The sequence below is a fragment of the Marinobacter sp. genome, assembly GCF_039977835.1.
GTDB lineage: Bacteria > Pseudomonadota > Gammaproteobacteria > Pseudomonadales > Oleiphilaceae > Marinobacter.
On the sequence record NZ_JBDWCL010000013.1, the window covers coordinates 89623 to 113409 of the forward strand.

The 23787-nt window shown below is 57.3% G+C and carries 27 protein-coding genes; 17 read left to right on the plus strand and 10 right to left on the minus strand.

The genetic code is table 11. The features are described from left to right. Nucleotides 1–5 precede the first annotated feature (5 nt). The gene (rarD, locus tag ABJM11_RS05605) at nucleotides 6–896 is read right to left on the minus strand and encodes an EamA family transporter RarD (RefSeq protein ID WP_348295928.1); all 891 of its coding nucleotides are present in this window, start codon (nucleotides 894–896) and stop codon (nucleotides 6–8) included. Nucleotides 897–953: 57 nt separating this feature from the next. Next, a complete protein-coding gene (locus tag ABJM11_RS05610; protein WP_348295929.1) occupies nucleotides 954–1412 on the minus strand; it encodes a YchJ family protein in 459 nt (152 codons plus the stop codon). A gap of 101 nt (nucleotides 1413–1513) precedes the next feature. Between ABJM11_RS05610 and ABJM11_RS05615 the strand changes: the two genes are divergently transcribed. Beyond that, nucleotides 1514–2245: a sulfite exporter TauE/SafE family protein gene (locus ABJM11_RS05615; RefSeq protein WP_348295930.1), complete on the plus strand. Its 732-nt coding sequence runs from the start codon at nucleotides 1514–1516 to the stop codon at nucleotides 2243–2245. Nucleotides 2246–2254: 9 nt separating this feature from the next. Here the strand turns inward: ABJM11_RS05615 and ABJM11_RS05620 are convergent, their stop codons facing one another. Next, entirely contained in the window at nucleotides 2255–2935 is a 681-nt protein-coding gene (locus ABJM11_RS05620; protein ID WP_348295931.1) for a hypothetical protein, read from the minus strand. 191 nt (nucleotides 2936–3126) lie between these two features. On the opposite strand from ABJM11_RS05620, the gene ABJM11_RS05625 reads away from it, so the two are divergent. Then, nucleotides 3127–4464 carry an HD-GYP domain-containing protein gene (locus ABJM11_RS05625; RefSeq protein WP_348295932.1) on the plus strand — a complete coding sequence of 446 codons (1338 nt, stop codon included), beginning with the start codon at nucleotides 3127–3129 and terminating at the stop codon, nucleotides 4462–4464. On the opposite strand, the gene ABJM11_RS05630 is transcribed toward ABJM11_RS05625, so the two are convergent. The 4 genes from ABJM11_RS05630 to ABJM11_RS05645 all read right to left on the minus strand — a co-directional run bounded on the left by ABJM11_RS05630 (nucleotide 4429) and on the right by ABJM11_RS05645 (nucleotide 6367). Next, a complete protein-coding gene (locus tag ABJM11_RS05630) occupies nucleotides 4429–4857 on the minus strand; it encodes a hotdog fold thioesterase (RefSeq protein WP_348295933.1) in 429 nt (142 codons plus the stop codon). The genes ABJM11_RS05625 and ABJM11_RS05630 overlap by 36 nt on opposite strands. 104 nt (nucleotides 4858–4961) lie before the next feature. Continuing rightward, complete coding sequence (locus tag ABJM11_RS05635) at nucleotides 4962–5267, minus strand: MBL fold metallo-hydrolase RNA specificity domain-containing protein (RefSeq protein ID WP_348295934.1); 306 nt, start codon at nucleotides 5265–5267, stop codon at nucleotides 4962–4964. Between the two features lie 23 nt (nucleotides 5268–5290). Continuing rightward, nucleotides 5291–5689, minus strand: coding sequence for an MBL fold metallo-hydrolase (locus tag ABJM11_RS05640; RefSeq protein ID WP_348295935.1), 399 nt, complete (start codon nucleotides 5687–5689; stop codon nucleotides 5291–5293). A 12-nt stretch (nucleotides 5690–5701) separates the two neighbouring features. Next, nucleotides 5702–6367: a transporter substrate-binding domain-containing protein gene (locus ABJM11_RS05645; RefSeq protein WP_348295936.1), complete on the minus strand. Its 666-nt coding sequence runs from the start codon at nucleotides 6365–6367 to the stop codon at nucleotides 5702–5704. Nucleotides 6368–6686: 319 nt separating this feature from the next. Here ABJM11_RS05645 and ABJM11_RS05650 point away from each other — a divergent pair, with 319 nt between their 5' ends. After that, on the plus strand, nucleotides 6687–7370 hold the full coding sequence (locus ABJM11_RS05650) for a type 1 glutamine amidotransferase domain-containing protein (RefSeq protein WP_348295937.1): 684 nt from the start codon (nucleotides 6687–6689) through the stop codon (nucleotides 7368–7370). 16 nt (nucleotides 7371–7386) lie between these two features. Here the strand turns inward: ABJM11_RS05650 and ABJM11_RS05655 are convergent, their stop codons facing one another. Together ABJM11_RS05655 and ABJM11_RS05660 are read right to left on the minus strand one after the other, a co-directional pair. Beyond that, nucleotides 7387–7833: a thioesterase family protein gene (locus ABJM11_RS05655; RefSeq protein ID WP_348295938.1), complete on the minus strand. Its 447-nt coding sequence runs from the start codon at nucleotides 7831–7833 to the stop codon at nucleotides 7387–7389. A gap of 51 nt (nucleotides 7834–7884) precedes the next feature. Continuing rightward, nucleotides 7885–8997: an S-(hydroxymethyl)glutathione dehydrogenase/class III alcohol dehydrogenase gene (locus ABJM11_RS05660; protein ID WP_348295939.1), complete on the minus strand. Its 1113-nt coding sequence runs from the start codon at nucleotides 8995–8997 to the stop codon at nucleotides 7885–7887. An 89-nt stretch (nucleotides 8998–9086) separates the two neighbouring features. Here ABJM11_RS05660 and ABJM11_RS05665 point away from each other — a divergent pair, with 89 nt between their 5' ends. The 9 genes from ABJM11_RS05665 (at nucleotide 9087) to ABJM11_RS05705 (ending at nucleotide 17739) form a co-directional block, all read left to right on the plus strand. Further along, a complete protein-coding gene (locus ABJM11_RS05665) occupies nucleotides 9087–9674 on the plus strand; it encodes a TetR family transcriptional regulator C-terminal domain-containing protein (protein ID WP_348295940.1) in 588 nt (195 codons plus the stop codon). 75 nt (nucleotides 9675–9749) lie between these two features. Then, nucleotides 9750–10871: an alkene reductase gene (locus ABJM11_RS05670; RefSeq protein ID WP_348295941.1), complete on the plus strand. Its 1122-nt coding sequence runs from the start codon at nucleotides 9750–9752 to the stop codon at nucleotides 10869–10871. Between the two features lie 268 nt (nucleotides 10872–11139). Further along, complete coding sequence (locus tag ABJM11_RS05675) at nucleotides 11140–12399, plus strand: amino acid ABC transporter substrate-binding protein (protein ID WP_348295942.1); 1260 nt, start codon at nucleotides 11140–11142, stop codon at nucleotides 12397–12399. A gap of 100 nt (nucleotides 12400–12499) precedes the next feature. Beyond that, complete coding sequence (locus ABJM11_RS05680; protein ID WP_348295943.1) at nucleotides 12500–13372, plus strand: branched-chain amino acid ABC transporter permease; 873 nt, start codon at nucleotides 12500–12502, stop codon at nucleotides 13370–13372. Beyond that, complete coding sequence (locus ABJM11_RS05685; protein WP_348295944.1) at nucleotides 13362–14339, plus strand: branched-chain amino acid ABC transporter permease; 978 nt, start codon at nucleotides 13362–13364, stop codon at nucleotides 14337–14339. Before ABJM11_RS05680 ends, ABJM11_RS05685 begins: the two co-directional genes overlap by 11 nt. Nucleotides 14340–14352: 13 nt before the next feature. Then, on the plus strand, nucleotides 14353–15096 hold the full coding sequence (locus ABJM11_RS05690) for an ABC transporter ATP-binding protein (protein WP_348295945.1): 744 nt from the start codon (nucleotides 14353–14355) through the stop codon (nucleotides 15094–15096). Next, on the plus strand, nucleotides 15093–15809 hold the full coding sequence (locus ABJM11_RS05695) for an ABC transporter ATP-binding protein (protein WP_348295946.1): 717 nt from the start codon (nucleotides 15093–15095) through the stop codon (nucleotides 15807–15809). The genes ABJM11_RS05690 and ABJM11_RS05695 overlap by 4 nt, the downstream gene beginning before the upstream one ends. Before the next feature lie 91 nt (nucleotides 15810–15900). After that, nucleotides 15901–17229, plus strand: a complete 1329-nt coding sequence (locus ABJM11_RS05700) for a DASH family cryptochrome (RefSeq protein ID WP_348295947.1) — start codon at nucleotides 15901–15903, stop codon at nucleotides 17227–17229. A 30-nt stretch (nucleotides 17230–17259) separates the two neighbouring features. After that, entirely contained in the window at nucleotides 17260–17739 is a 480-nt protein-coding gene (locus tag ABJM11_RS05705) for a DUF6231 family protein (RefSeq protein ID WP_348295948.1), read from the plus strand. Between the two features lie 9 nt (nucleotides 17740–17748). On the opposite strand, the gene ABJM11_RS05710 is transcribed toward ABJM11_RS05705, so the two are convergent. Continuing rightward, nucleotides 17749–18504, minus strand: a complete 756-nt coding sequence (locus ABJM11_RS05710; protein ID WP_348295949.1) for a fructosamine kinase family protein — start codon at nucleotides 18502–18504, stop codon at nucleotides 17749–17751. Between the two features lie 107 nt (nucleotides 18505–18611). Between ABJM11_RS05710 and ABJM11_RS05715 the strand changes: the two genes are divergently transcribed. The 5 genes from ABJM11_RS05715 to ABJM11_RS05735 all read left to right on the plus strand — a co-directional run bounded on the left by ABJM11_RS05715 (nucleotide 18612) and on the right by ABJM11_RS05735 (nucleotide 23768). Beyond that, on the plus strand, nucleotides 18612–19037 hold the full coding sequence (locus ABJM11_RS05715; protein WP_348295950.1) for a DUF1232 domain-containing protein: 426 nt from the start codon (nucleotides 18612–18614) through the stop codon (nucleotides 19035–19037). A 162-nt stretch (nucleotides 19038–19199) separates the two neighbouring features. After that, entirely contained in the window at nucleotides 19200–20408 is a 1209-nt protein-coding gene (locus ABJM11_RS05720; RefSeq protein WP_348295951.1) for an ammonium transporter, read from the plus strand. Between the two features lie 206 nt (nucleotides 20409–20614). Continuing rightward, a complete protein-coding gene (locus ABJM11_RS05725) occupies nucleotides 20615–22054 on the plus strand; it encodes a circularly permuted type 2 ATP-grasp protein (RefSeq protein WP_348295952.1) in 1440 nt (479 codons plus the stop codon). Continuing rightward, nucleotides 22048–22986: an alpha-E domain-containing protein gene (locus ABJM11_RS05730; protein ID WP_348295953.1), complete on the plus strand. Its 939-nt coding sequence runs from the start codon at nucleotides 22048–22050 to the stop codon at nucleotides 22984–22986. Before ABJM11_RS05725 ends, ABJM11_RS05730 begins: the two co-directional genes overlap by 7 nt. Next, nucleotides 22983–23768 carry a transglutaminase family protein gene (locus ABJM11_RS05735; protein ID WP_348295954.1) on the plus strand — a complete coding sequence of 262 codons (786 nt, stop codon included), beginning with the start codon at nucleotides 22983–22985 and terminating at the stop codon, nucleotides 23766–23768. The genes ABJM11_RS05730 and ABJM11_RS05735 overlap by 4 nt, the downstream gene beginning before the upstream one ends. Nucleotides 23769–23787 lie beyond the last annotated feature (19 nt).

A 23787-nucleotide genomic window follows, 5' to 3' on the forward strand; every position in this document is an offset into this window, starting at 1 on the left:
GCATTTCACACGGAACGCGCGCGCCCTGCCCACGCCGACCAGGAGTAAAGCCCCAGCGCTATCCAGATCATCACGAAGCTCAGCAGCTTTTCTCCGCTCATTGGCTCGTCAAACACAAACAATGCGATAAAGAACTGGAGCGTGGGGTTGATATACATCAGAAAGCCCACCGTAGCCAGGCGTAACCGGCGGGCTGCCCCGGCAAAGAGCAGCAACGGAACGGCGGTGACCACCCCACTGGAGACCAGGAGAAGCGCGAGGGCTGTACTATCCATGAAATGAGACTGGCCGGCAGAGCCCAACCATCCCAGTACCAGTAAACTGACAGGCAGAAGCAGCAGGGTTTCCACAAACAGGCCCGAGAGACCATCCAGTTCCACCTGTTTGCGTAACAGGCCATAGGTGCCGAAACTGAAGGCCAACACCAGGGTTATCCAGGGCACCAGGCCCAGCAGGAACAACTGATACAGAATGGCGACGGCAGCCAGCACTACAGCCACAACCTGCACGCGGGAAATCGTCTCCCGCAGCACCAGCATACCCAGCCCCACGTTCACCAGTGGCGTGAGGAAGTAACCCAGGCTGGCCTGGAGTACGTGGCGGGTTTCCACCGCGTAAATGTAGACACCCCAGTTAACCGCAATAAAAACCGCACAACCGAATACGAAACCCAGTTTCCTGGGGCGTGCCAGCGCCACCTTTACCGGCTGCCAGCGTTTAAGAACCGTCACCACAACAACCAGAAAGACGCAGGACCAGATAACCCGGTGAATAAGGACCTCGTACGAAGGCACCCCAGCGAACAGGGCAAAATACAGCGGGAAACAGCCCCAGATGGTATAGGCGGAAAGGCCGTACAGAACGCCCTTGGTGGCTTCGGGTGTGGCGGTTTTCATAGCTTCCTCATGATCCGGTGCGTCAATCTAGCACACTTCAGATGACACAAGCGCGAATCAGAGGCAGCAGGCTTTGTGCTTTTTGCCGCTACCACAGGGACAGGGCTCGTTCCTGCCGGGCTTGAGAACACCTTCGGTGGTGTCGCCGCTGACGTAGTACCAGCGCTTGTCCTCCAGCACGAAGCGGGATTTTTCTTCCAGGTAACCCCAACTGGTTCCAGCCCGGTAGATGGCACGAAAATGGACATTGCCATCGCTACCGGAAACGCCCGACGACAGTATCTGCAATGACGCCCACCTGGGCGATTCCTCAAGGTCCAGGCTTTGCGGGCGGGTACGGCTGTGCCAGGTGGACTTCAGATAGTCGACCAGTTTCAGCACAAATGCGCTGTAGCGGGAGCGCATGAGTGCTTCCGGTGTTGGTGCCGGTTTGCCCTGATGGTAACGTCCACAGCAGGTCCTGTACGGTTCACCACTGCCACAGGGGCAAGATTCCGGGGTTACCTCTGCAACCATATGACAAATCTCCTGACCGGGACAATTGGTTCATTTTAACAGTTTTAGTTATTCCGCCGCTGTGATATCAACACTCATCCACCTGTTCGAGACCCTTGATTGTGACGGACCTTTCCCTGCTGCAGATTATCCTTGCTAACCTCGCCCTGCTGGCCGGCTCCTGTCTGCAGGGCGTGGCCGGGTATGGCATTGGAACCCTGGCTGCGCCGTTACTTTTTCTCATCAGCCCCGTATTGGTGCCGGCGCCGCTGGTACTGAACGCGGTAGTGCTGACGGTTTTTATGGTGCTGCGAAACCGGGGCGCCCTGCAGATACGGGAAGTGCGCTTTGCCATCGGTGGCGGAGTTGCCGGGATGGTACTGGCGGGCGTCACACTGATGATGATCTCACCCAAGGGCTTCGAGCTGGTATTCGGCGTGCTGATCCTGATTGGCGTATTGCTCAGCGTGGCCGGTTTGCGGCCTGCACTGAATGCTCGTAACAGCGTTCTGGCCGGGGCTGCTTCGACCTATATGGGGACCATAACCGCTGTTGGTGGACCACCCATTGCATTGATCTACCAGAATCAGAAGGGCCCGTTGGTCAGGGCCAATATGTCCGCATTCTTTCTGGTAGCAAGCTTTTTCAGTATTGCCGCCCTTGTGGCATCCGGATACCTGGGGCACCGGGAACTGCAACTGTTTGCGGTTACCTTTCCCGGTGTACTGATCGGATTCTGGCTTTCCGGAAAGCTGGTCAATCGCATGCCGTTTGACGGGCTGCGGCCGGTCATTCTGGGCATTGCCGCCGTAGCAGGGGCAGCGGCGCTGGTTCGTGGCCTGGTATCGCTGTAACACACCCCCCTATTCAGCCCATACGCGGGCCCGGAAACGGCTTTGCTTCCAGAGTACCGCAATCCAGATTGCGTGCAGGTTGATCAGTAATGCCAGCACCCACTCGAAGGCATCGTCTATCTGGTCATGAACCCCTGGCACCACGGCGTCCAGGATCACCGAGAGTATGCCCACCGACAATGCCAACTCGCACAACCACAGCAGGCGCTTGCCGCTAACGTGCCAACGAGGATGCCCCTTGAGTGCGGAACTGATCAGTAACTGGGCAATGTAAGTGAGTGAGAAGTAGAGTACCACGCCGATACGCCGGATCAGGTTGAAGCCGTCTCCTTCATGGCCAAGCGCCAGGGTATAGGCCGCCAGCGACACACAGGCAACAAAGCCCAGCCAGGGAATCCAGAGGCGGCCCCGGGTGGTGGCTCCCAGCTGAAGTAGCCAGCGCCCGTTCAGAAACCAGAACAGGATGCCGAGAATCGCCGCCGGCAGCATGGTTCCCTTGAAGATGAAATAACTCGTGCCGTATCGGCCCGTGCGACTGATACTGGTACAGCTGTCCCAGTAGGGAATACACCAGGAAACATGGCCTTCCAGTATCGACACCGCGAAGGTTGTGTGAATGGTAATCAACGGCGTCAGCGCGGCGGCCATGGCCAGCCCCCACATCGGAATGCTGTTTGTCCCGTTATACATAGCGTTTTCTTCATGTCTGACATTCGCGAATCCCGACTACAAAGCATCGCTTTTTGTTACAGCATTTGACAATGTTTTAGAAATCAAGCGATACACTGAAGCGGCATTCACTCATACTTTAGTCATAGTGCTTAAAGTCTGACCAGGGCGCGTTTGGTCAGCTTGTCATTCCCGGTTTGAGATTCTGCATTATGCACACGGCCCGTCAGGACATCATAGAGACAGAAATCCCAGTATCCCAGTTGCAGATCGGGATGCATGTGGTTCGTCTGGACCGGCCCTGGGAAGAAACAGACTTCCTGCTGCAGGGGTTTATCCTCCAGAACGAAGAAGACCTGCTCGCTGTACAGCAACAGTGCGAGACCGTCTTTGTCGAAGGGAGGGTGCAGGTTGTGCCGGAAACCCCGGAGCGTTTGCCCGCAAGCCGGAAAACCAGGACAGGCAAACCCGCGCCACCGGATACATCAACAGCTTCCTCTTCCATTCCCAAGCGCAAAGTCACCTACATCAACAAGGTCGACGCCAATCGGGAAATGGCCGCGGCAACAATGAGCTACGCGGATGCCAAGGCCACCGCAAAAAACATCATGTCCAACCTGCGGCTGGGGCGCACACTGGAGATGAACCAGATCCACCAGGTGGTGGATAGCTGTGTGGACAGCGTACTGCGGAACGATAACGCACTGCTGCTGCTTACCAAAATCAAGAACAAGGACGAATACACTGCCGAACACTGCATCAACGTCTCTATTCTGTCCGCGGCCTTCGGCAAGCACCTGGGACTGCTGGAAGGAGAGATCCGCACTGTCGCCCTCTGCGGGCTGCTCCATGACGTGGGCAAGATGCGCATTGACGATGACATCCTGAATAAACCGGGAGCTCTCACGCCCGAAGAGTTCGCCGTTATGAAGAAACACACCACGTTCGGGCGTGATGTGCTGGCGGCTCTGCCGCGACTTGCGCACGCGGCGGTCGATGTGGCCTATTCGCATCATGAACGCATGGATGGCAAGGGCTACCCACGCGGCCTGGCAGGGCACCAGATTCCATTGTTTGCCAAAATTGTGGGGCTCGTGGACACCTACGACGCCATCACCAGCTCCCGGGTGTACGACAAGGGCCGGGCCTCAATGGAGGCGCTGCAGATTATTCACCGGAACAAGGGCGCCCAGTTTGATGCGGCCCTGGCAGTGGAATTTATCCGCATGATCGGCGTCTACCCGCCCGGCTCCATCGTGGAAATGACCAACGGTGAGGTGGGCATTGTCGTGGCCACTCACCCCACCAGCAAACTCAAACCCCGGGTACTACTGGTGCGAGACGCGGACAAACACCCGCTGACCACCTTTCGCGAAGTGGACCTGCTGAAAGAGACTCCGGACAGCGCCGGGCACCCCTACCGGATTGCCCGGGAAGTGCCGGACGAAAGCTACGGCATTGTGATGAAGGATTTCATCGAACAGGGCATCCTCAACCGCAAGGCCCCGGAAGTATCAGCCCCGGTCAATGACGGCCATGGTGAGCCTTGAAATACAGGTAAGCTTGCCTTCCTCGTTTTCCAGGCGTATTTCCCATACCTGGGTAGTGCCACCGAGGTGAAGGGCGCGGGCTGTGCCATAGACCCAGCCACTGCTGGCAGAGCGGATATGGTTGGCGTTGATATCCAGCCCCACTGCAATCTGGTTTTCCTTACGCAGGCAATAGTTGGCAGCCATGCTACCCAGAGTTTCCGCCAGCACGACGGATGACCCACCGTGGAGAATGCCGAACGGCTGCACCGTGCGCTCATCCACGGGAATGCGGCCGACCAGGTAGTCATCACCGATTTCCACAAATTCAATGCCCATAGTAGCAACAGCGGTGTTTTTGCTGCCCTCGGCCATTTGTTCAAGGGTAGGAATACTGCGGGTCCAGATTGCCATGGGGGTACTACCTCCTGAGATCGTTTATTACGCTTGAAACAGACTTGAGTTTATACAGGTAGGCTGCGAACGACTATCGGAATTTCGACGATTTCATCTGACAATCAGAAAACCCGCACCAGCTCCTGCTTCTGCTTCTGCCAGCCCAGCCGGCCAGTCTCCACAATCTGGCGTCGCATCCCGGGAACGGGGCGAATCATGAACAGGTCGCCATTCCGCCCTACCAGTCGTCTGGGCACACCACAGCCTCTGGCGATATCAGCGTGGGCCTGCATGTGGAGCTCCTCACCATGCACCGGGATGGCCACGGCCGGTCGCACCCACTCATACATGGCTCTGAGTTCGTCCTGTGCAGGATGACCGGAAGCGTGAATCGGGAATCCTGCGTCCTCTGCGGTAACCACTGTCACGCCCAGGGTTCGGAGGTTGTTGATCAGTGTGTGGATGGCCTCCTCGTTGCCGGGGATGGCCTATAGCGCCCGGTGAGAGGGTGGTCATCCAGCTTCCAGTCGCCGCTATGGAAAATACGGCCAGCCGGCGTACGTATCATCAATGCGTTAGGGTCAGGGATGGAATGGGTTAACGCCAGCCACTCCACCTCAAAGGGACCAATCGTCCTGCGGTCGCCCACCTCTACAACGTGAATGGGCACCCGATGCAGCAGGTCAAACTCGGCCAGTTTTCGGCGCAATATTTCCGCTGTGAAGCGGCTGGTGTAGATGGGGCACTGCAACAACGGCCAGAGATAGGGTACAGCCCCGATATGATCCTCATGGGCATGGGTGATCACCAGTCTCGCCGGTTCCTCCCAGAGGCAAAAACCACAGGTCATTCCGGTCAGGCGTCATTTACTGGCGTGCTTCCTGTAGCCTGATACGAGCTTGTCGTAAGTGCCATCCTTTCTGATCTGCTCAAACGTGGCACTTATCCGGTCCTGCCAGGAGAGCACGTGTAAGTTTCTCGAGATGGCAATATAGGAATGCTCACCCGGCACCTGATAGGGTGATTCTGAGGCATTGATGCCTAACTGATCCACGGTGTAACGCCCCACCAGCTCGGGGGCGACCACTACATCTACCCGCCCCATCTCGAGCATTCGCATCAGGTTTTCGTAACGTGCTATCGGCTCTTTGGTGAGCTCGTCGTCAGTATCGAATTTTTCAAAATAACTGGCACCGGACAGCACGCCGATCTTCATGCCATACAGGTCGTCATACTCCGTTACGCGGTGTTGATCACGATAATAGAAAAACAGTTTTCGTTCTGGCGGAAAAACCGGGGCCACGAACGCCATCATTTCCTCCCTTTCGTTCGTTTTCAGGGGGCCAAGCATGACGTCAATATCGCCGTCTTCCATCATTCGTAATATGCGACGAAACGGTGCTTCCACGTAATGCACTTTCCAGTCGATCCTGTCCGCAATCTCATTGAAAATATCGACATAAAGGCCGGTAACACCCTCATCGGTTACCACACGATAGGGTGGGGCGTGATTGATGCCCACGGTCACGGTCAGTCTGTCCTCTGCGGCGGAAACCAATGGAACGGCGAAAACAAGGCCAACAAGCCAACAGAATATAACGTGACGCACAGGGGTTCACCCTTCCATGAAGTGAATGCAAAACCGTATACCGGAATCCCGGTTCAGTCTTTTGTCCATGATCTCCCAAAGTATAGACAATATACAGTAAGTGACATCCGCAGGATCTGATCGTCGCTCATGCCCGTAATGACTGTTCAACAACAGTTGATTTCCGCCACAGTCGACGCAACAAAGACTCTGTAGGCAGTCATAACGAACCCATTAAACGATCAAAAGGACAGATTGCATGAAAGTACTGATGGTTCTTACCTCGCACGATCAGATGGGAGACACCGGGCATAAAACCGGCTTCTGGCTGGAAGAGTTCACCGCGCCGTATTATGTGTTCAGGGACGCCGGTGCCGACATTACCATCGCCTCGCCAAAAGGCGGTCAGCCGCCGGTTGACCCCAACAGCGAAACAGACGATGCCTTGACGGAAACCACTCGCCGGTTCCAGGAAGACGCCCATGCCAAGGAAGCCCTTGCCAGCACCAAAAAACTGGCAGATGTGGATATGAACGAGTACGACGCCCTCTTCTACCCGGGCGGCCACGGCCCGCTTTGGGATCTGGTAAACAACGACAAGTCCATGGCCCTTATCAAGACCGCCCATGAGCAGGACAAGATTATCGGCGCGGTATGCCACGCACCGGCCGTGTTCAAGAATGTGGAAATCAAGCCGGGGCAGAATATTGTGGGTGGCCGCGAAGTGACCGGCTTCAGCAACAGTGAGGAAGAAGCAGTAGGCCTGAGCAGTGTTGTGCCCTTCCTGCTGGAAGACATGCTGAAGGAAAACACCGCCACCTACACCAAGGGAGACGACTGGGCACCGCACATCGTGGTGGACGGCAAGCTGATCACTGGCCAGAACCCCGCGTCCTCTGAAGGCGCGGCCAAGGCCGTGGTACAGGCGCTTCAGGAAGGCTGACCGCCATTCTGGGCTTCTATTCCCCGGCGTGACTGATGAGCACGCCGGGGCCTCCCACCTCAAGCTTTTCGCGGATGTGCGCCGGTATCGGTGTTTTTGCCATCTCGGATGGCTGAATCAGTACGTAGATAATATCCGCCTCGGCGACCCTTTGTTCATCACCGAAACGGACAAACTCCAGATGCAGGGTGAACGAGGTGTTGCCCAGACGCCCTACCCTGATCCGCGCCTCCAGCACATCGTCAAAGCGTGCCGGCGCCCGGTAGTTCACTGTCAGGCTCACCACCTGGATGTCCAGGTCCTGGTCCAGCAAATTCTGGTAATCCCCGAACAGAGTGCGGATGTATTCGTTGACGGAAATGTCCACGTAGTCCGCATAGCGGGCGTTGAACACAACACTCTGGGCATCGCATTCGCCGTAGCGAACGCGAAAACGGAAGCGGAAAGAACTACCTGCGGTCATCAACTGCTCCTGAACCCCGCCTCATTAACGCGGGGCTTTGTTCGAACCATTTCAGAAATGAATAACCGACCGGATACTCTTGCCCTCATGCATCAGCTCGAACGCCTCGTTGATGTCCTCAAGGGGCATGTTGTGGGTAATGAACACATCCAGGGGGATGTCCCCTTTTTCCGCCTTTTCCACATAGCCCGGCAGTTCGGTGCGCCCCTTGACGCCGCCGAAGGCGGAGCCTTTCCACACCCGGCCGGTCACCAGCTGGAACGGGCGAGTGCGGATTTCCTCGCCGGCACCGGCCACGCCTATGATGATGGATTCGCCCCAGCCCTTGTGGCAGCACTCCAGGGCCGAACGCATTACGTCCACATTACCAATGCATTCGAAGGAGTAGTCCACGCCACCGTCGGTCATTTCAACAATGACTTCCTGGATCGGCTTATCGTAATCCTTGGGGTTGACCACATCCGTAGCGCCCAGCTGTTTCGCGATGTCGAACTTGCCAGGGTTGACGTCGATAGCGATGATGCGGCTCGCCTTGGCCATGGTGGCGCCGATGATGGCGGCCAGACCGATTCCACCGAGGCCGAAGATGGCCACGGTTGCACCTTCTTCCACTTTGGCGGTGTTCAGTACCGCGCCAATGCCGGTGGTAACGCCACAGCCCAGCAAACAGACTTTATCCAGTGGTGCTTCCTTGGGGATTTTCGCCAGGGAGACTTCCGGCAGCACCGTATATTCGGAAAAGGTGGAGCAGCCCATGTAGTGGTAGATGGGTTCCCCCTTGTAGGAGAACCGGGAGGTGCCGTCGGGCATGACGCCTTTGCCCTGGGTTTCGCGCACGGCTCCGCAGAGGTTGGTCTTCCCGGAGGTGCAGAACTTACACTTGCCACACTCGGCGGTGTATAGCGGGATCACGTGGTCACCCACTTCCAGCGAGGTCACCCCTTCACCGACGGCTTCGACGATACCGCCGCCTTCGTGACCCAGAATGGCCGGGAAGTTACCTTCGGAATCGGCACCGGAAAGCGTGTAGGCATCGGTATGGCACACGCCGGTGGCAACGATACGCACCAGCACTTCCCCTTTCTGGGGCGGAGCCACGTCCACTTCCACAATTTCCAGCGGTTTGTTGGGGGCAAACGCCACCGCAGCACGGGATTTAATCACTGGCAGACTCCTTCAAAAAAATTCGGGATTAAACGTCTCGGGTTTTACGAGTTTGACGCATTGTAGACGACCGGTCTAATATAACAACCATGACATCGAGCGACACGCGCAATCACATCATCCACACCGGTGCCGACCTGATCGGCCAGAAAGGCTTTGGTGCCACGGGCATCAACGCCGTGCTGACCACTGCCGGTGTACCCAAAGGGTCGTTCTACCATTATTTTAGCAGCAAGAACGATTTCGGGTTGGCTGTCATCGACACCTTTGCGCAGGAATACGACACCAAACTGGATCGGATCCTCAACGACAGCAGCCGCTCCTGCGTGGATCGTCTGCGTGCCTACTTCGATAGCGGACTGGAGTCCATGGCTAGCGGCGAATTCACCCGCGGCTGCCTGATCGGCAACCTTGGCCAGGAATTGGCGGGGCAGAACGAGACCTTCCGCAAGCGCCTGGACACGGTATTCCAGGGCTGGGAAAAGCGCTTCGAACGCTGCATTGAGGAAGCACGGCAGGCGGGGGATGTGGATAAGTCCATCAACCCCGCTGATGTGGCCAGCTTCCTGCTGTCCGGCTGGGAAGGCGCTATTCTCAGGGCCAAGGTCCTGAAGTCCATCGAGCCCATGGAGCGGTTTGTGCGGGTCTTTTTCCATCAGTGCCTTGGTATTCGCTGACCACACACCTTTTTTTCCAAAGTCTCTAGTAGACTGGTCTAATTAAATCTTGGTAATCCCGTAGGAGAATGGTTAATGAACAATGTAAACGATGCTCTGTTTCAACCGCACGATATCGGCACTCTCACACTGCCCAACCGTGTGCTGATGTCGCCCCTGACCCGTTCCCGCTCCAGTCAGCCCGGGGACGTACCGAATGACATGAATGCCCAGTACTACCAACAACGTGCGGGCGCCGGCCTGATCATCAGCGAGGCCACCCAGGTCTCGCCCCAGGGGAAGGGCTATGCATTCACGCCAGGCATCCACTCGGAAGATCAGATTGAGGGCTGGCGCAAGGTGACCAGTGCGGTGCATATGGCAGGCGGTCGCATTCATATGCAGCTTTGGCACGTCGGCCGCATTTCCCACACGGCTCTGCAGCCCGATGGCAACAAGCCTGTAGCGCCATCGGCGATCAAACCGGAGGGGGCCAAAACCTTCATCAGTGCCGACTCCGGTATGGTGGACGTTCCCGAGCCCCGAGCCCTGGAAGCGAGCGAGATGGGAGACATCGTAGAGCAGTATCGCCAGGGCGCCCTGAACGCCAAAGCCGCCGGCTTTGATGGTGTTGAGGTACACGCCGCCAACGGATACCTGCTGGACCAGTTTCTCAAGAGCGGCAGCAACCAGCGTAGCGACGAATTCGGCGGCTCCGTCGAGAACAGAATGCGCCTGCCACTGATGGTCATAGAAGCCGTGATCGACGTATGGGGCAAGGACAATGTCGGTGTTCGAGTCAGCCCGACCGGGAGTTTCAATGCAATGTACGACGAAGACCCTGAAGAAACCTTTGGTGAATTCGCGAAGCGACTGAACGCTTTGGGTGTCAGCTACATCGAGGTCGTGGAAGACTCCTTCCAGGGCAACCATGCGAATGGCCGCCCGGTGTCAGTGATTGATGCCATTCAGGCTGGATTTCAAGGCACTTATATTGCAAACGGCGCCTACACTGCTGAAGAAGCCCGCAAGCGCATCGGCAGTGGTCGTTGTGACCTGGTTACCTTTGGCCGTCCATTCATCGCCAACCCGGATTTGCCAGAGCGCTTTCGCCAGCATGCAGAACTGAACAAATGGGACGACAGCACTTTCTACGGTGGCGACGAACGCGGCTATACCGATTACCCGACTCTCAAAGAGCTTGAAACCATCGCCTGAAGATTTTCCTCTCGCAACGCCGTCCTCCACTGGCGGCGTTGCGGCATCTTGTGCAAAGACTTGCCCTCCTTCCATCGCCTTTCTCCGCACACCAAAAACCAAAATTCTCCAGACATGACTGATTATCCGGTTTGAAATCGCCGGAAAACTGGACTAACCATTAATATGTATCTGGAATAACTGCATTTGCTGATTTCCTGAGCGGCAGCACGACGTATTCAGATTAACAACAAGCCACTGAATGCACCCATTGAGGGAGAGCAGGCTCATGAGTCATAAATTTTCCCGCAGGAAGTTTCTAAGGAACTCTTTACTCGGCACCGGCGCAATGACCCTTGGTTTTCCAGCGCTGAAGGTTAACGCGGAAGAACACAAGATTCGTGTTGGTGTCGTTACTTCATTGTCAGGCGCGAATCGTTTCGGCGGCAATCTGACACGCCGGGGCTACGATCTATGGGCGGAAGAAATCAACAAGCTTGGAGGCATCGAGATTGAGGGAAAGCGCTATCCCGTGGAAATGTTCTATGGCGATGCCCAATCACGGCCCGCTTCCGGGGCGGATGCCGCAGAACGGCTGATCATCCAGGACGAGGTCGATGTCCTGTTCGGACCCTACACCTCTGGCGTGACCCTCGCGGTGCAACCAATCAGTCAGAAATACAGGGTGCCAATGATTTCCGGATCCGCGGAGTCTCCGAATGTCTGGCTGGCAAAACCCGCGTTCAATTTCGGCATGATTCCGGCGGTGGATCTCACCACTGATAAATCCATGGTGGTGCTGGCGGAAAACCTTGGTGACCGTGCGAAAACCGCTTCGGTTATCGGGGTTGATGAGCCCTTCTCCAAGGAAACGGCGGAAGGCTTCCGCAAAGGTGTGGAGGAATCCGGGCTGGATCTCCTCAGTTACGAGTTGTTTCCTGCCGGCTCGGATCTCTCGGCCATTGTATCCAAGCTGAAGTCAAGCAACCCGGATATTGTCGCTGTCGGCGGGCATGAAGACGTCTTTATCAATTTTGTGAATACGGCGAAGGCGCTGAACTACAAGCCCAAGGCACTGATCATGCACTACGGTGTAACCTCCGCAGCCTTCATTAAAGAAACCGGAAGCGAGTCAAACGGTATCCTTGGAGTTTCCGTATGGACCGAAGGATTGCCTTACAAGGATGAACTGTTCGGAACCGCCAGCGACTATTCAGATCTGTCCTTTTCCCGGTGGGGAACACGGCCGGATTACACCGAAGCAGCCTGCTCAGCCAGCGGGCTGGTGCTGCAGGACGCTGCACGCCGGCTCGGAAAAGCGCCACCCTGGGACCAGGGAACCCGTGCCGAACTCGCCAAGGCGATTGAAGATACGGACATTGAAACCTTCTACGGTCCAGTAGGGTTTGCCAAGGAAGGAAGTCACTTCCACAACAACACCAAACCAGTGCCGGCTGTCGTCCAGATCAAGAGTGGCGATGTGGTGCCAGTGGCTCCGGAGAATGCGTCCAAGGGAGAGCTCGTTTACCCAATCCCCGGTTCTACCTGACACCGAGCCGGACTTACAGTCGTCGAGAGTTCTCCTGAGAGAGGAAGTCTGTCGGCGACTGTAACAACACGTGGATGACGCCTGGACTGGGAGCACCGCCTTGGACCTTTTCCTTCAGACACTTGTAAACGGCATTCTGATCGGTGGAATCCTGATTTGCCTCACCATCGGGTTCCAGTTGACCTTCGGTGTACTGCACGTGATCGACTTTGCGGTCGGGGGCTGGACCATGCTCGGCGGCTACACTGCCTATTGGCTGGTAACCCTGGCCGGCATCGACCCGTTCATCAGTATTTTCCTGGTGTTCGCGCTTTTTTTGCTGATCGGTCGTGGGCTTGGCCCGCTGATCTACCATGTCAGAACCAGCCGGTATGCGCGGCCTGACCTGATGGCATTGGCCTTTACTTTCGGTATCTTCCTGTTCATGCGTGGGGGTGCCCTCTGGCTATGGTCCTACAACAGCCGCAGCGTCGACTCCGTGTTGTCTGGTCAATTCCTGAGCCTGGGCCCCATCACGATTCCCCTGATGCGACTGTCTGCTTTTCTCATGGCGCTGCTGTTCAGCCTGGGGCTGTTCATTCTGCTCTACAGGAGTCGCTTTGGCATGGCCGTAAGGGCACTGGCGCAAAACCACGACCATGCCGGATTGATGGGGGTAGACGTGAAACGGGTTTCCGCCTGGGTATATGGTATTTATACCGCTTTGACCGCATCCGCCGGCGTCCTGATTGCGACCATTTATTCGGTCAACCCCAGCGTTGGCGTTCGCTACACGCTCTTTGCATTCTTTGTCGCCGTACTCGCCGGCCTCGGTTCAGTGGGTGGCGTTCTGGTGGCCGGCCTGGCTCTCGGCCTGCTTGAAGCCTATGTCGCCACCTATATTGGGGCGCGGTATTCCTTACTGATCGTTTTTGGAACCCTGTACCTTACCCTTCTGGTTGCACCCAAAGGAGTTCTGGGACGTGGCATCTAAACCTGTTCTGACCCCAAAACTCATCGTCCGGACACTCCTGATCGGCGCCATTGTGATCGCCCTGGCGGTATTGCCCACTTTTATTGACTCTTACACCCTGAGAATTGCCACCGGTGCGCTAATGTGGGCGGGGCTGGCCTGTGCGTGGAACATTGTGGGGGGCTATGCCGGGTATATCAGCTTCGGGCACTCGGCGTTCTTCGGTATCGGCGCCTACACCACCGCTATCCTGATGCAGTCCGATTTCGGCGCCTCATTCTTTGTTACCCTGCTGCCGGCGATCATTCTCTCCATCGCCGTCGCTGTCGCTATTGGCGGGCCGACCATGCGGCTCAGGGGTGCCTATTTTGCCATCGCAACCTGGGCGTTCGCCGAAATGCTGATGCAACTGGTCACGGTACTCGACTTTACGGGAGGCACTGCCGGGCTCTCGCTGCCTGCCTACCTCAATGAGTTTTTCTTCTACTACCTCATGCTGTTCGCTGCGACAGCCAGCTTCGTCGGAGTCTGGCTGCTAATCGAACGCTCACGCTTCGGATTCAGAATCAAGGCATTGCGGGACGACGAACCGGCCGCCGAATCCCTGGGCATCAGGACAAACCTGGTCAAGGTCCAGTCCTTTGCCCTATCGGCAGCAATCACAGCGCTTTTCGGAAGCATCTACGCATACTGGACAACCTACATAGACCCATATTCCGTCATGGGGCCCGAGATCACCGACCAGATGGTCGTCATGGTTCTTCTCGGCGGGCTTGGAACCGTCTGGGGCCCGGCCCTTGGCGGGGTATTGCTCTGGATCACCAATCGTTACATCTGGTCGACGTTCGGAGACACCGTCATCTATCTGCCGATACTCGGCGTTATTATAGCGCTGGTGGTTCTGTTCCTTCCCAACGGCTTGATCAGCCTTTTCATGGGGCGCCGACGTGGCAGGGAACTTATCTCCAGAATTCTCGGCAAACTTTAGGAGAGGTCTTCTGATGTTATCTGCGTCGCACAAAGCCGAATCATCAGAGTATTCACCACTGGCGATAGAGTCGGTTAGCAAGCATTTCGGTGGGATTACCGCCGTTGACGACGTTTCGCTCTCCGTCGACGTAGGCGAGGTGGTTGGGGTTATCGGCCCCAATGGTAGCGGTAAGTCGACCCTGTTCAGTCTTGCAGCGGGCGGACAGAAGCCTGACGCCGGAAAAATACGTTTGCAGGGAATCGACGTTACTGGCTGGCCCACCTGGAAAATCGCCCGTACCGGCATCAGCAGGACCTTTCAGATTCCTTCCCTGTTTCTCAACATGTCTGTCAGGGACAACCTGCTGGCGGCCGCCGTCGAAGGGGACTGGAAACGTGCCCGTGAGAGGATGGAAAGTACCCTGGAAATGCTCGAGATCAGCCACGTGGTCGACAACCTCGCCTCGGAGCTTTCCGGCGGCCAGCAAAAACTGGTGGAATTCGGACGGGTCTGCGTGCGGGACCCGAAAGTCATTTTGCTTGATGAAGTCACTGCCGGCGTGCACCCCAATATTCGTCAGATAATTCTGGACGCCATACAGCGTTTACGAAAAACCGGCATCACTTTTCTGGTCATCGAACACGACATGGAAATGGTAAAGGAAATCTGCGACCGGCTTGTGGTGATGGATCAGGGCAAAGTGGTGGCGGAAGGCGATTTCGAAACCATCGCCAACGACAGCAATGTCCAACAAGCCTATCTGGGGCGTACATGAGCAACGAGCTGAGAGTCGACAATCTGGTTACCGGTTACGGCAAGCAGGAGATCGTGCATGATATCACCATCTCTGCACCTCCGGGACAGATTACCTGTATTTTCGGCCCCAATGGCAGCGGAAAGTCCACTGTCATAAAGGCTATTGCCGGCCTCCTGCCTGCATGGTCCGGACGGATCTCACTCGGCGATACCGAGCTCACCGGATTACCCGTACACAACATGGTGACCAAGGGCATTGTGATGATGCCCCAGGGCGGGGGCGTGTTTCCGAGATTTACCGTTTTGGAAAATCTCAGGATGGGCGGGTATGCGCTAAACAACAAGCAGCTCATCGAAGAACGCATTGAATCCTTGATTGCTGATTACCCGAACCTGCAGCGCCGCAGAAATACCCCCGCGGGCTCACTGTCAGGGGGAGAACAGATGATGGTGGCCATAGCCCGGGCCCTGGTGACAGACCCGGTGTTTGTGATGCTTGACGAGCCGTCGGCCGGACTCTCGCCCGCCCTGGTCCATGAAACCATGGAAAGAGTCGTCAGCCTCAAGGAGCGAGGGGTCGGCGTCATCATGGTCGAGCAGAATATTCGTGAAGCATTACCCGTCGCCGACAGTGTTTATATTTTCGCAGGTGGTAAGCGTAAATTTGCGGGTACCCAAGAGGACATCCGGGACGACAATCATTTAATGTCGATTTATATGGGCGGCACCTGAGGCGAACCACTCCGATTTTGTCGTGCCAATCCATCACCACACACATAACGTACTATTCCTCGTCCATGTTATTCGATGAGGTTCTCTGATCTTGACCACTCTCTATTGGTTCACACGGGACCTGCGACTCCATGACAACGCAGCCCTGCTGGCCGCCTCAAAGTCGGACATGCTGCTTTGCGTGTATGTGGTCAACCCGCGCTGGTTTGCACCAGGTCCATTCCAGTGCAGAACCATGGGTGATCACCGCTGGCGTTTTCTGTGGCAAAGCCTGATGGAGCTGGAACGCAGCCTCAGGTCAATGGGGCAACGGTTACACATCGCCTTCGGTGAGCCCGAAGCGGTGATCCCGGAACTGGTACGTAATCACCGGATCGGGCGAGTGATACGCTCGCGCCTGCCAGGCACACGGGAAGCAGGTGAATGGCAGGCTATCAAAGCCAGGCTTCCGGAGACGGTTTTCCATCAGTTCGAAACCCTCAGCCTGTTCACCGAGCGCGCTCTGCCAATGACGATCGAGAGTCTGCCAGGCACCTTTTCCGGTTTCCGCAAACAGATTGAGAAGACCGGCGAGCGCAACTCCGGAAGCCTGCGCATACGCACTTTGACGGCGCTGCCGCCGGCACCCGGCTACCCGGAAGACAACCGGGGTGAATGCCCTGCCATTCCCGAACCCCGACAGCCTGTCCCGTTTACCGGTGGTGAGTCGGCGGGCCTTAAACGCCTTCACGACTATCTCTTCGTCAATCACCACATCGCCTCCTACAAGGAGACCCGCGATGCGCTGGACGATACCGAGGGCTCTTCCCGTTTGTCACCCTGGCTGGCAAACGGATCGTTGTCCATCCGGGAAGTGGCCGACTCCATCAGTAGGTATGAAAAAAGGCACGTCAGGAACGAATCCACCTACTGGCTGTGGTTCGAGTTGCTGTGGCGGGAATACTTCTACTGGTACGCACTACAACACGGCTCTAACCTGTTTCGCCGGGACGGGGTCCAGCAGATAAAACGCTCTGCCTCCTTCTACCCCCATCGCTTCAAGGCCTGGTGTGCAGGCACCACCGAATACCCTCTGGTGAACGCAGCCATGAATCAGTTGCGGGAGACCGGCTACATCAGTAACCGCAGCCGACAGATTGTCGCCAGTTGCCTGGTGAACGAACTGGAACTGGACTGGCGCTACGGCGCCGCCTGGTTCGAAGAGCAACTGGTGGATTATGACGTTGCCAGCAATTACGGCAACTGGCAGTACCAGGCCGGAGTCGGTGCCGACCCCAAGGGGCCCCGGCACTTCAACCTGGAAAAGCAGGCGCGGCAATTCGATCCCGACGGAGACTTTGTGGAGCGCTGGCGGGGAAACGCGGCCCAGCCGGTTGGTCTGCACCTGGTTGATGCCGCAGACTGGCCAGTGGGATACTGACGGCTCACCCCCGACAGGACACACTCTACCATGACAACTCCCCACCAGGCCCTGGCCCGCATTATCGACACCTGCCAACCCACTACTCTGGTGGTCTGTGGCAAGGTAGCTGGCCAGGTGGGTGAGCACTGGTGCCACCACCACAGCGAATCGGCCATGACAACGCTGGACCCCGAGGCGCCCAACAATGCTTTCCCGCTCCCTGAAACCCAGGATTTGGCACTTGTTACCGGCACGCTGGAGCATCTGAGCCATGAACAGGGAGAAGTTCTGCTGGGTCAGCTTCGCAACTACGGCACCCACCAGATTGCTGTAGTGGTGGCGAACTGTCCGGAATGGACGTTTACCGACTTCATTGGCCTGGGCTTTCGCCGCCAGGCAGATCTGGGGGATGGCACCAACACGTTAACCCTTTACACCTACAATATCGACAGCTACAACCATAAACGCGCCTGGAACAATCCGGACAACTGGGCCAATCCGGAGATGTGGGACAAGGCTCGGTGGTAGCCACCCCCATCACAGCGCTTCCATTACTCTCAGGTTACGCCTGCACGCATCGAGATAGGACGCCCCGAACAGGTTGTAGTGGTTGAGGGTGTGGTAGAGGTTGTAGATCGCCCGCTTGGTATCGTAAACCTCTGTTCTTGGATAAGCCCGATCATAGGCGCGATAAAAGGCGGCCAAGAAGCCACCAAACAGTTCTGTCATGGCGATGTCCGCTTCCCGGTCGCCGTAATAAACGGCCGGATCAATCATCCAGGGGCCGGTATTGTCGAACAGCACATTGCCCGACCATAGGTCGCCATGCAGCAGGCTGGGGTGCTCACAGTACCTGTTCAGGAACTGCGCCAGGACATCGCCCTTCCGCTCAAGCACGGCCTTGAATTCATTCCTCACCTGCCGGTTACGAATCATTGCGACCTGAACACCGAGGCGATCCTTCAGGAAAAAATCGCCCCAGTCGTCCGTCAGGCGATTCTTCTGTGGTGACAACCCGATCATGTTGTCACTCTCAAACCCATACTGAGGCTGACGAACGGCATGCATACGCGCCACCCCCTCCCCCAGCATTGTCATTGCTGCCTCACTTGCCGGTGCCGGACTGATGCGTGGAATCACCAGTTGCCGTTCCGACACCGACTTTACCTGCGGAACACGCAACTTGCTGACACCGGCTTCTTTCAGTGTTTCTGCCAACAGCTCGAGTCCCCTGGCCTCGTACAACAGGGCACCGGGAAAAGACGTAGGATTGTTTTTGACGTAATCGGCCATCCCCACAGTATAACCATGACCCGGATGTAACCCGCAAACCCCTTGGTTTTGCCGCAGCCTTGGTGGATCATGGATCGGGAAAGGCACTTCAATACAGGTAACTGCTCATGGCTACTTTCAGCGAAAGCAAGGCAAACGAACAGTTGAACACCGAGGCCGGCAAGGTTCGCCGCGATGATGTGGCTGACCTGCTGAGCCGTCAGAAGGCCATCGAAGACAAGGTCCGGAACAGCGGCAAGCTAAACCGCTTCAGCACTGACATCCGCCTGATGTTTTCGATGCTGGGGGACTATTGGCGGGGAAATTACCGGCAAGTACCGTGGAAAAGTATTGCGGCCATCGCCGGCGCCCTGATCTATGTGCTTAACCCCCTGGATCTGATTCCGGACCTGCTTCTGGGAATTGGTTTCCTGGACGACGCCGGCGTGGTGGCAGCCTGCCTGACCTTCGTCGAATCAGACCTGCTTCGGTATGCGGCCTGGAAGGAACGGACCGAACAAACGGCTACCACAATGGTGCAGGGCCACCAATGACGCACAACATCAGGGCAGCGATAAACCGGGATCCTTCTCCGGTTGCCCTTTTATCGGGCGCAAAAATCCTCTAATCCACTACCCCTCCTGATTTTGCTTCATAACGGAACACTCCTTGCTTGGTGTGCACGCTATCAATGCATAACCAGGAGCATCCAACCCGTGGATATCACGAGTGCAGTACATACCCTGACCGAAAGCGCCAACACGCTGTTCATTCTTATCGGTGCCATTATGGTGCTGGCCATGCACGCCGGCTTCGCCTTCCTGGAAGTGGGCACTGTGCGCCACAAGAACCAGGTCAATGCTCTGGTCAAGATCATGACCGACTTCGGCATCTCCGCCGTCGCCTACTTCTTCATCGGCTACTACATTGCCTATGGCAGCCACTTCATGGCCGGCGCCACGGAGTTGACCGCCGCCAATGGCTATGACCTGGTCAAGTTTTTCTTCCTGATGACCTTCGCAGCGGCCATTCCCGCCATTGTCTCCGGCGGTATTGCCGAGCGTGCAAAATTCTACCCAATGCTGATTGCCTCTGGCCTGATTGTGGCGTTTGTGTACCCGTTTTTTGAGGGGATGATCTGGAACGGCAATTATGGCTTCCAGGCCTGGCTGGAGAACCAGTTTGGTGCAGCGTTTCACGACTTTGCCGGCTCCGTTGTAGTGCACGCCGTCGGTGGCTGGATAGCCCTCGCTGCCGTTCTGCTTCTCGGGGCGCGACAGGGCCGTTACCGCAATGGCAGGGTGGTGGCTTTCGCCCCTTCCAACATTCCGTTCCTGGCACTGGGCGCCTGGATTCTCACCGTGGGCTGGTTCGGCTTTAACGTTATGTCTGCCCAGACTCTGGACGGCATCAGTGGCCTGGTGGCAGTGAATAGCCTGATGGCCATGGTGGGCGGCGTTCTCGTAGCCATGCTGGTCGGCCGCAAGGACCCGGGCTTTATCCACAACGGCCCGCTCGCCGGCCTGGTAGCCGTATGCGCCGGATCGGACCTGATGCACCCGGTTGGTGCACTGATAACCGGTGGCATTGCCGGTGCTGTCTTTGTGTACATGTTCGAATGGGCCCAGGACAAAATCGAACGGCTGGACGACGTACTGGGCGTCTGGCCCCTGCACGGTGTTTGTGGTGTATGGGGCGCGATTGCGGCCGGCATCTTCGGTCAGGAAGCCTTCGGGGGCCTGGGCGGTGTCAGCCTGATGTCACAGATTATCGGTGCCATCGCCGGCGTTGCCGTGGCGTTTGTGGGCGGCCTGATTGTCTATGGTGTTGTCCGCGCCATCTCCGGGCTGCGCCTGTCCGAGGAAGAAGAGTTCAACGGTGCGGATGTCAGTATTCACCGCATTGGCGCTACATCCCTGGAGTAAACCCTGCCTGTCAGCCGCCACTGCGGCGGCTGACAGTCTCTTTTATTGACACTTTCTCTTTCCTGGCCTTTTCTTAAATAGCCCGCTCTGACCAGAATAAGAGCACCACCGCCAGAGTGGCCTGGCTTTTGCTAGTCCTTCAAGCACAGGGGACAGCTGGATATCGACTTCTCACATCCGGTGGGCGGCGTGTTCAGGAGAGGGTCATGGTTATGCTGATACAAACCCCACCCGAGGGTATTTACGACGAGCTGTTCGACGAGAATAACCGGGTAAGGGCCAGCTGCCGGATGCTGGAAGACTGGTTGATCAGCTCTGATGAGGACCTGCTGGCCGAAAAACGCCGCGAAGCCGATGTCCTTTTCCAGCGCCTGGGCATCACCTTTAATGTCTATGGCGAAGACCAGGGCGCAGACCGCCTTATCCCCTTCGACCTTATACCCAGGGTGATCTCCGCCAGCGACTGGCAACGCATGCAGGCCGGGCTGCGGCAGCGGGTGCAGGCCCTCAATCGCTTCCTGTTCGATATCTACCACGATTTTGACATCATCCGCGCCGGTGTTATCAGCGCCGAACAGGTGTTCGCCAACCCCCAGTACCAGCCCGGCATGCAGAACCTGAAGCTGCCGCGCAACCTGTATTCCCACATTGCCGGCATCGACCTGATCCGTCACAACGATGGCGATTTCTACGTGCTGGAGGACAACCTCCGCTGCCCCAGCGGGGTCTCCTACATGCTGGAGAACCGCCGCATGATGATGCGACTGTTCCCGGAGCTGTTTGCCCAGGCGCCGGTTGCGCCCGTGGAACACTACCCGGCATTGCTGGGTGAAACCCTCCGGGCCGCGTCTCTGAACCCCAACCCCACGGTGGTGGTGCTGACACCAGGCCGCTTTAACAGCGCCTACTTCGAGCATGCCTTCCTGGCGCGCCAGATGGGCATCGAGCTGGTGGAAGGTGCTGATCTGTTTGTGCGCCAGAACAGGGTCTACATGAAGACCACCGTCGGCCCCCAGCAGGTGGATGTCATTTACCGGCGTATTGACGACGACTTCCTGGACCCCCTGGCTGGCAATCCGGATTCCATGCTCGGCGTCCCCGGCCTCTACGCGGCCTACCGCAGCGGCCATGTGGTGCTGGCCAATGCCATGGGTACCGGCGTGGCGGATGACAAATCCATCTACCCCTACGTGCCGGACATGATCCGCTTCTACCTCAATGAAGAGCCTATCCTGAAGAACGTGCCCACCTGGCAGTGCCGTATGCCCAAGGACCTGCAGTACGTGCTGGAGCACCTGCCAGAACTGGTGGTCAAGGAAACCCAGGGCGCGGGTGGCTATGGCATGCTGATCGGACCCAAAGCGAGTAAAAAGGAGCTCAGCCACTTCCGCACGCTGTTGAAAGCACGGCCGGACAACTACATCGCCCAGCCTACCCTGAGTCTGTCCACATGCCCCACCTTTGTGGACGAGGGTGTGGCACCCCGGCACCTGGATCTGCGGCCCTTCGTACTCTCCGGCAAGAAAGTACAGATGGTGCCCGGAGGGCTGACGCGGGTGGCCCTGAAAGCAGGGTCACTGGTGGTGAACTCGTCCCAGGGCGGCGGCACCAAGGACACCTGGGTACTGGAGGGCGACGAATGCTGAGCCGCGCCGCATCGAGTCTGTTCTGGATGGCCCGTTACCTGGAGCGTGCCGAAACCCAGGCCCGTCTTCTGGACGTCAGCCTGACCATGGCACTGATTGACGTTCCCGAAGACCGCGAGGAGCAGCTGTCTGTTCCACTTCTGGTCACCGGCACCCGCGAGGTGTTCGACGGACTGTACAACGATATCACTCCCCAGAATCTCATCGACTTTCTGCTGCTGGACGACCGTCACCCCGCCAGCGTGTTCAACATCATACGCAGCGCCCGGGACAATGCCCTGCACGTGCGGGGCAACCTCTCGGCTGACGTCTGGGAAAGCATCAACCTGGCCTGGATGGAACTGAAGGAGCTGCACCACACGGGTGTGACCGAATCCAACGCCAGCCGGGTGTTCGACTGGACCCGGGAGCGCTCCCATGTGTTCCGCGGGGCCGCTTACGGCACGCTGCTCCGTAACGATGCCTTCCATTTTTTGCGCCTGGGCACTTTCATCGAGCGGGCCGACACCACCGCGCGGGTTCTCGATATACGCCATCACATGGCCACCAAATCCCTCGAAGGTCATCCCACGCAATCGTTCTTCGAATGGACCGCCCTGCTGCACTCACTGGCTGCCTTCGAGGCCTACCAGCATACCTACGGTCACAACATCGAACCGATGAACGTGGCGGAACTGCTGATACTCAAACCGGATGTTCCGCGCTCGCTCCACGCCTGCCTGCAGGAAATTGCCGACCTGCTGGAACAGATCGAGAGCGGTGAGGCCCGCCGTGCCAGGCGTCTGGCCACCAGTCTGTACGCCAACATTCGCTACGGCGACCGGGAGTACATTGCAGAGCGTGGCCTCCACGAGTACCTGACGGATTTCCTGGCTCGCATCCAGCGCATCTCCGGTCAGATCCAGAAGGATTATATGGGGTGGAAACAATGAAACTGAACATCCGCCATGACACCACCTACTCCTACGATGCGCCAATGCATAACAGCATCCAGTACCTGCGGCTGACACCCCGCAACACGCCCCAACAGCGAATTCTGGAATGGCACCTGAGCACCCCCGGCGAGACCAGCCAGATGATCGACGGTTTCGGCAACCAGGTCACGGTGATGACCATGGACAAGACCGTCTCGAAAATTACCCTGACAGCCGAAGGAGTGGTAGACCTCACCGGCAAACCCCTGACCCGGGACGACTCTCCCTTCCCGCCGGAAGTGTTCCTGCGCCACACGCCGCTGACGGAGGCCGACAAGGCCATCAAAGCCTTTGCCAACCAGTTCACGCCCAACAAACGCAGCCTTGTCCGGATGATGAACCGCATACTGGAGCACATACAGTTTACCCCCGGCGTCACCACCGTGACCCACACCGCCGCCGAAGCCTTCAGACAGAAAGCCGGGGTCTGTCAGGACCATACCCACATTTTCATATCCTGTTGCCGCCACATCGGGGTTCCGGTGCGTTACGTCAGTGGTTATATCCACACATTCAGCGAGGATCATCTGGCCACCCACGCCTGGGCGGAGGCCTGGCTGGGCCGCAACTGGCAAACCTTTGACGTGGTGAACCTGCTGAACGTGGCAGAAAGCCATATCAAACTGGCTACGGGACTGGATTACCGGGATGCTGCTCCGGTGCGAGGTATCCGCAGCGGCGGCGGAATGGAGCATCTGCAGACACGGGCGTGGGTGACCAGGGCGGGGGAGAGCCAGTAACAAAAAGCCCGGCAAAAAC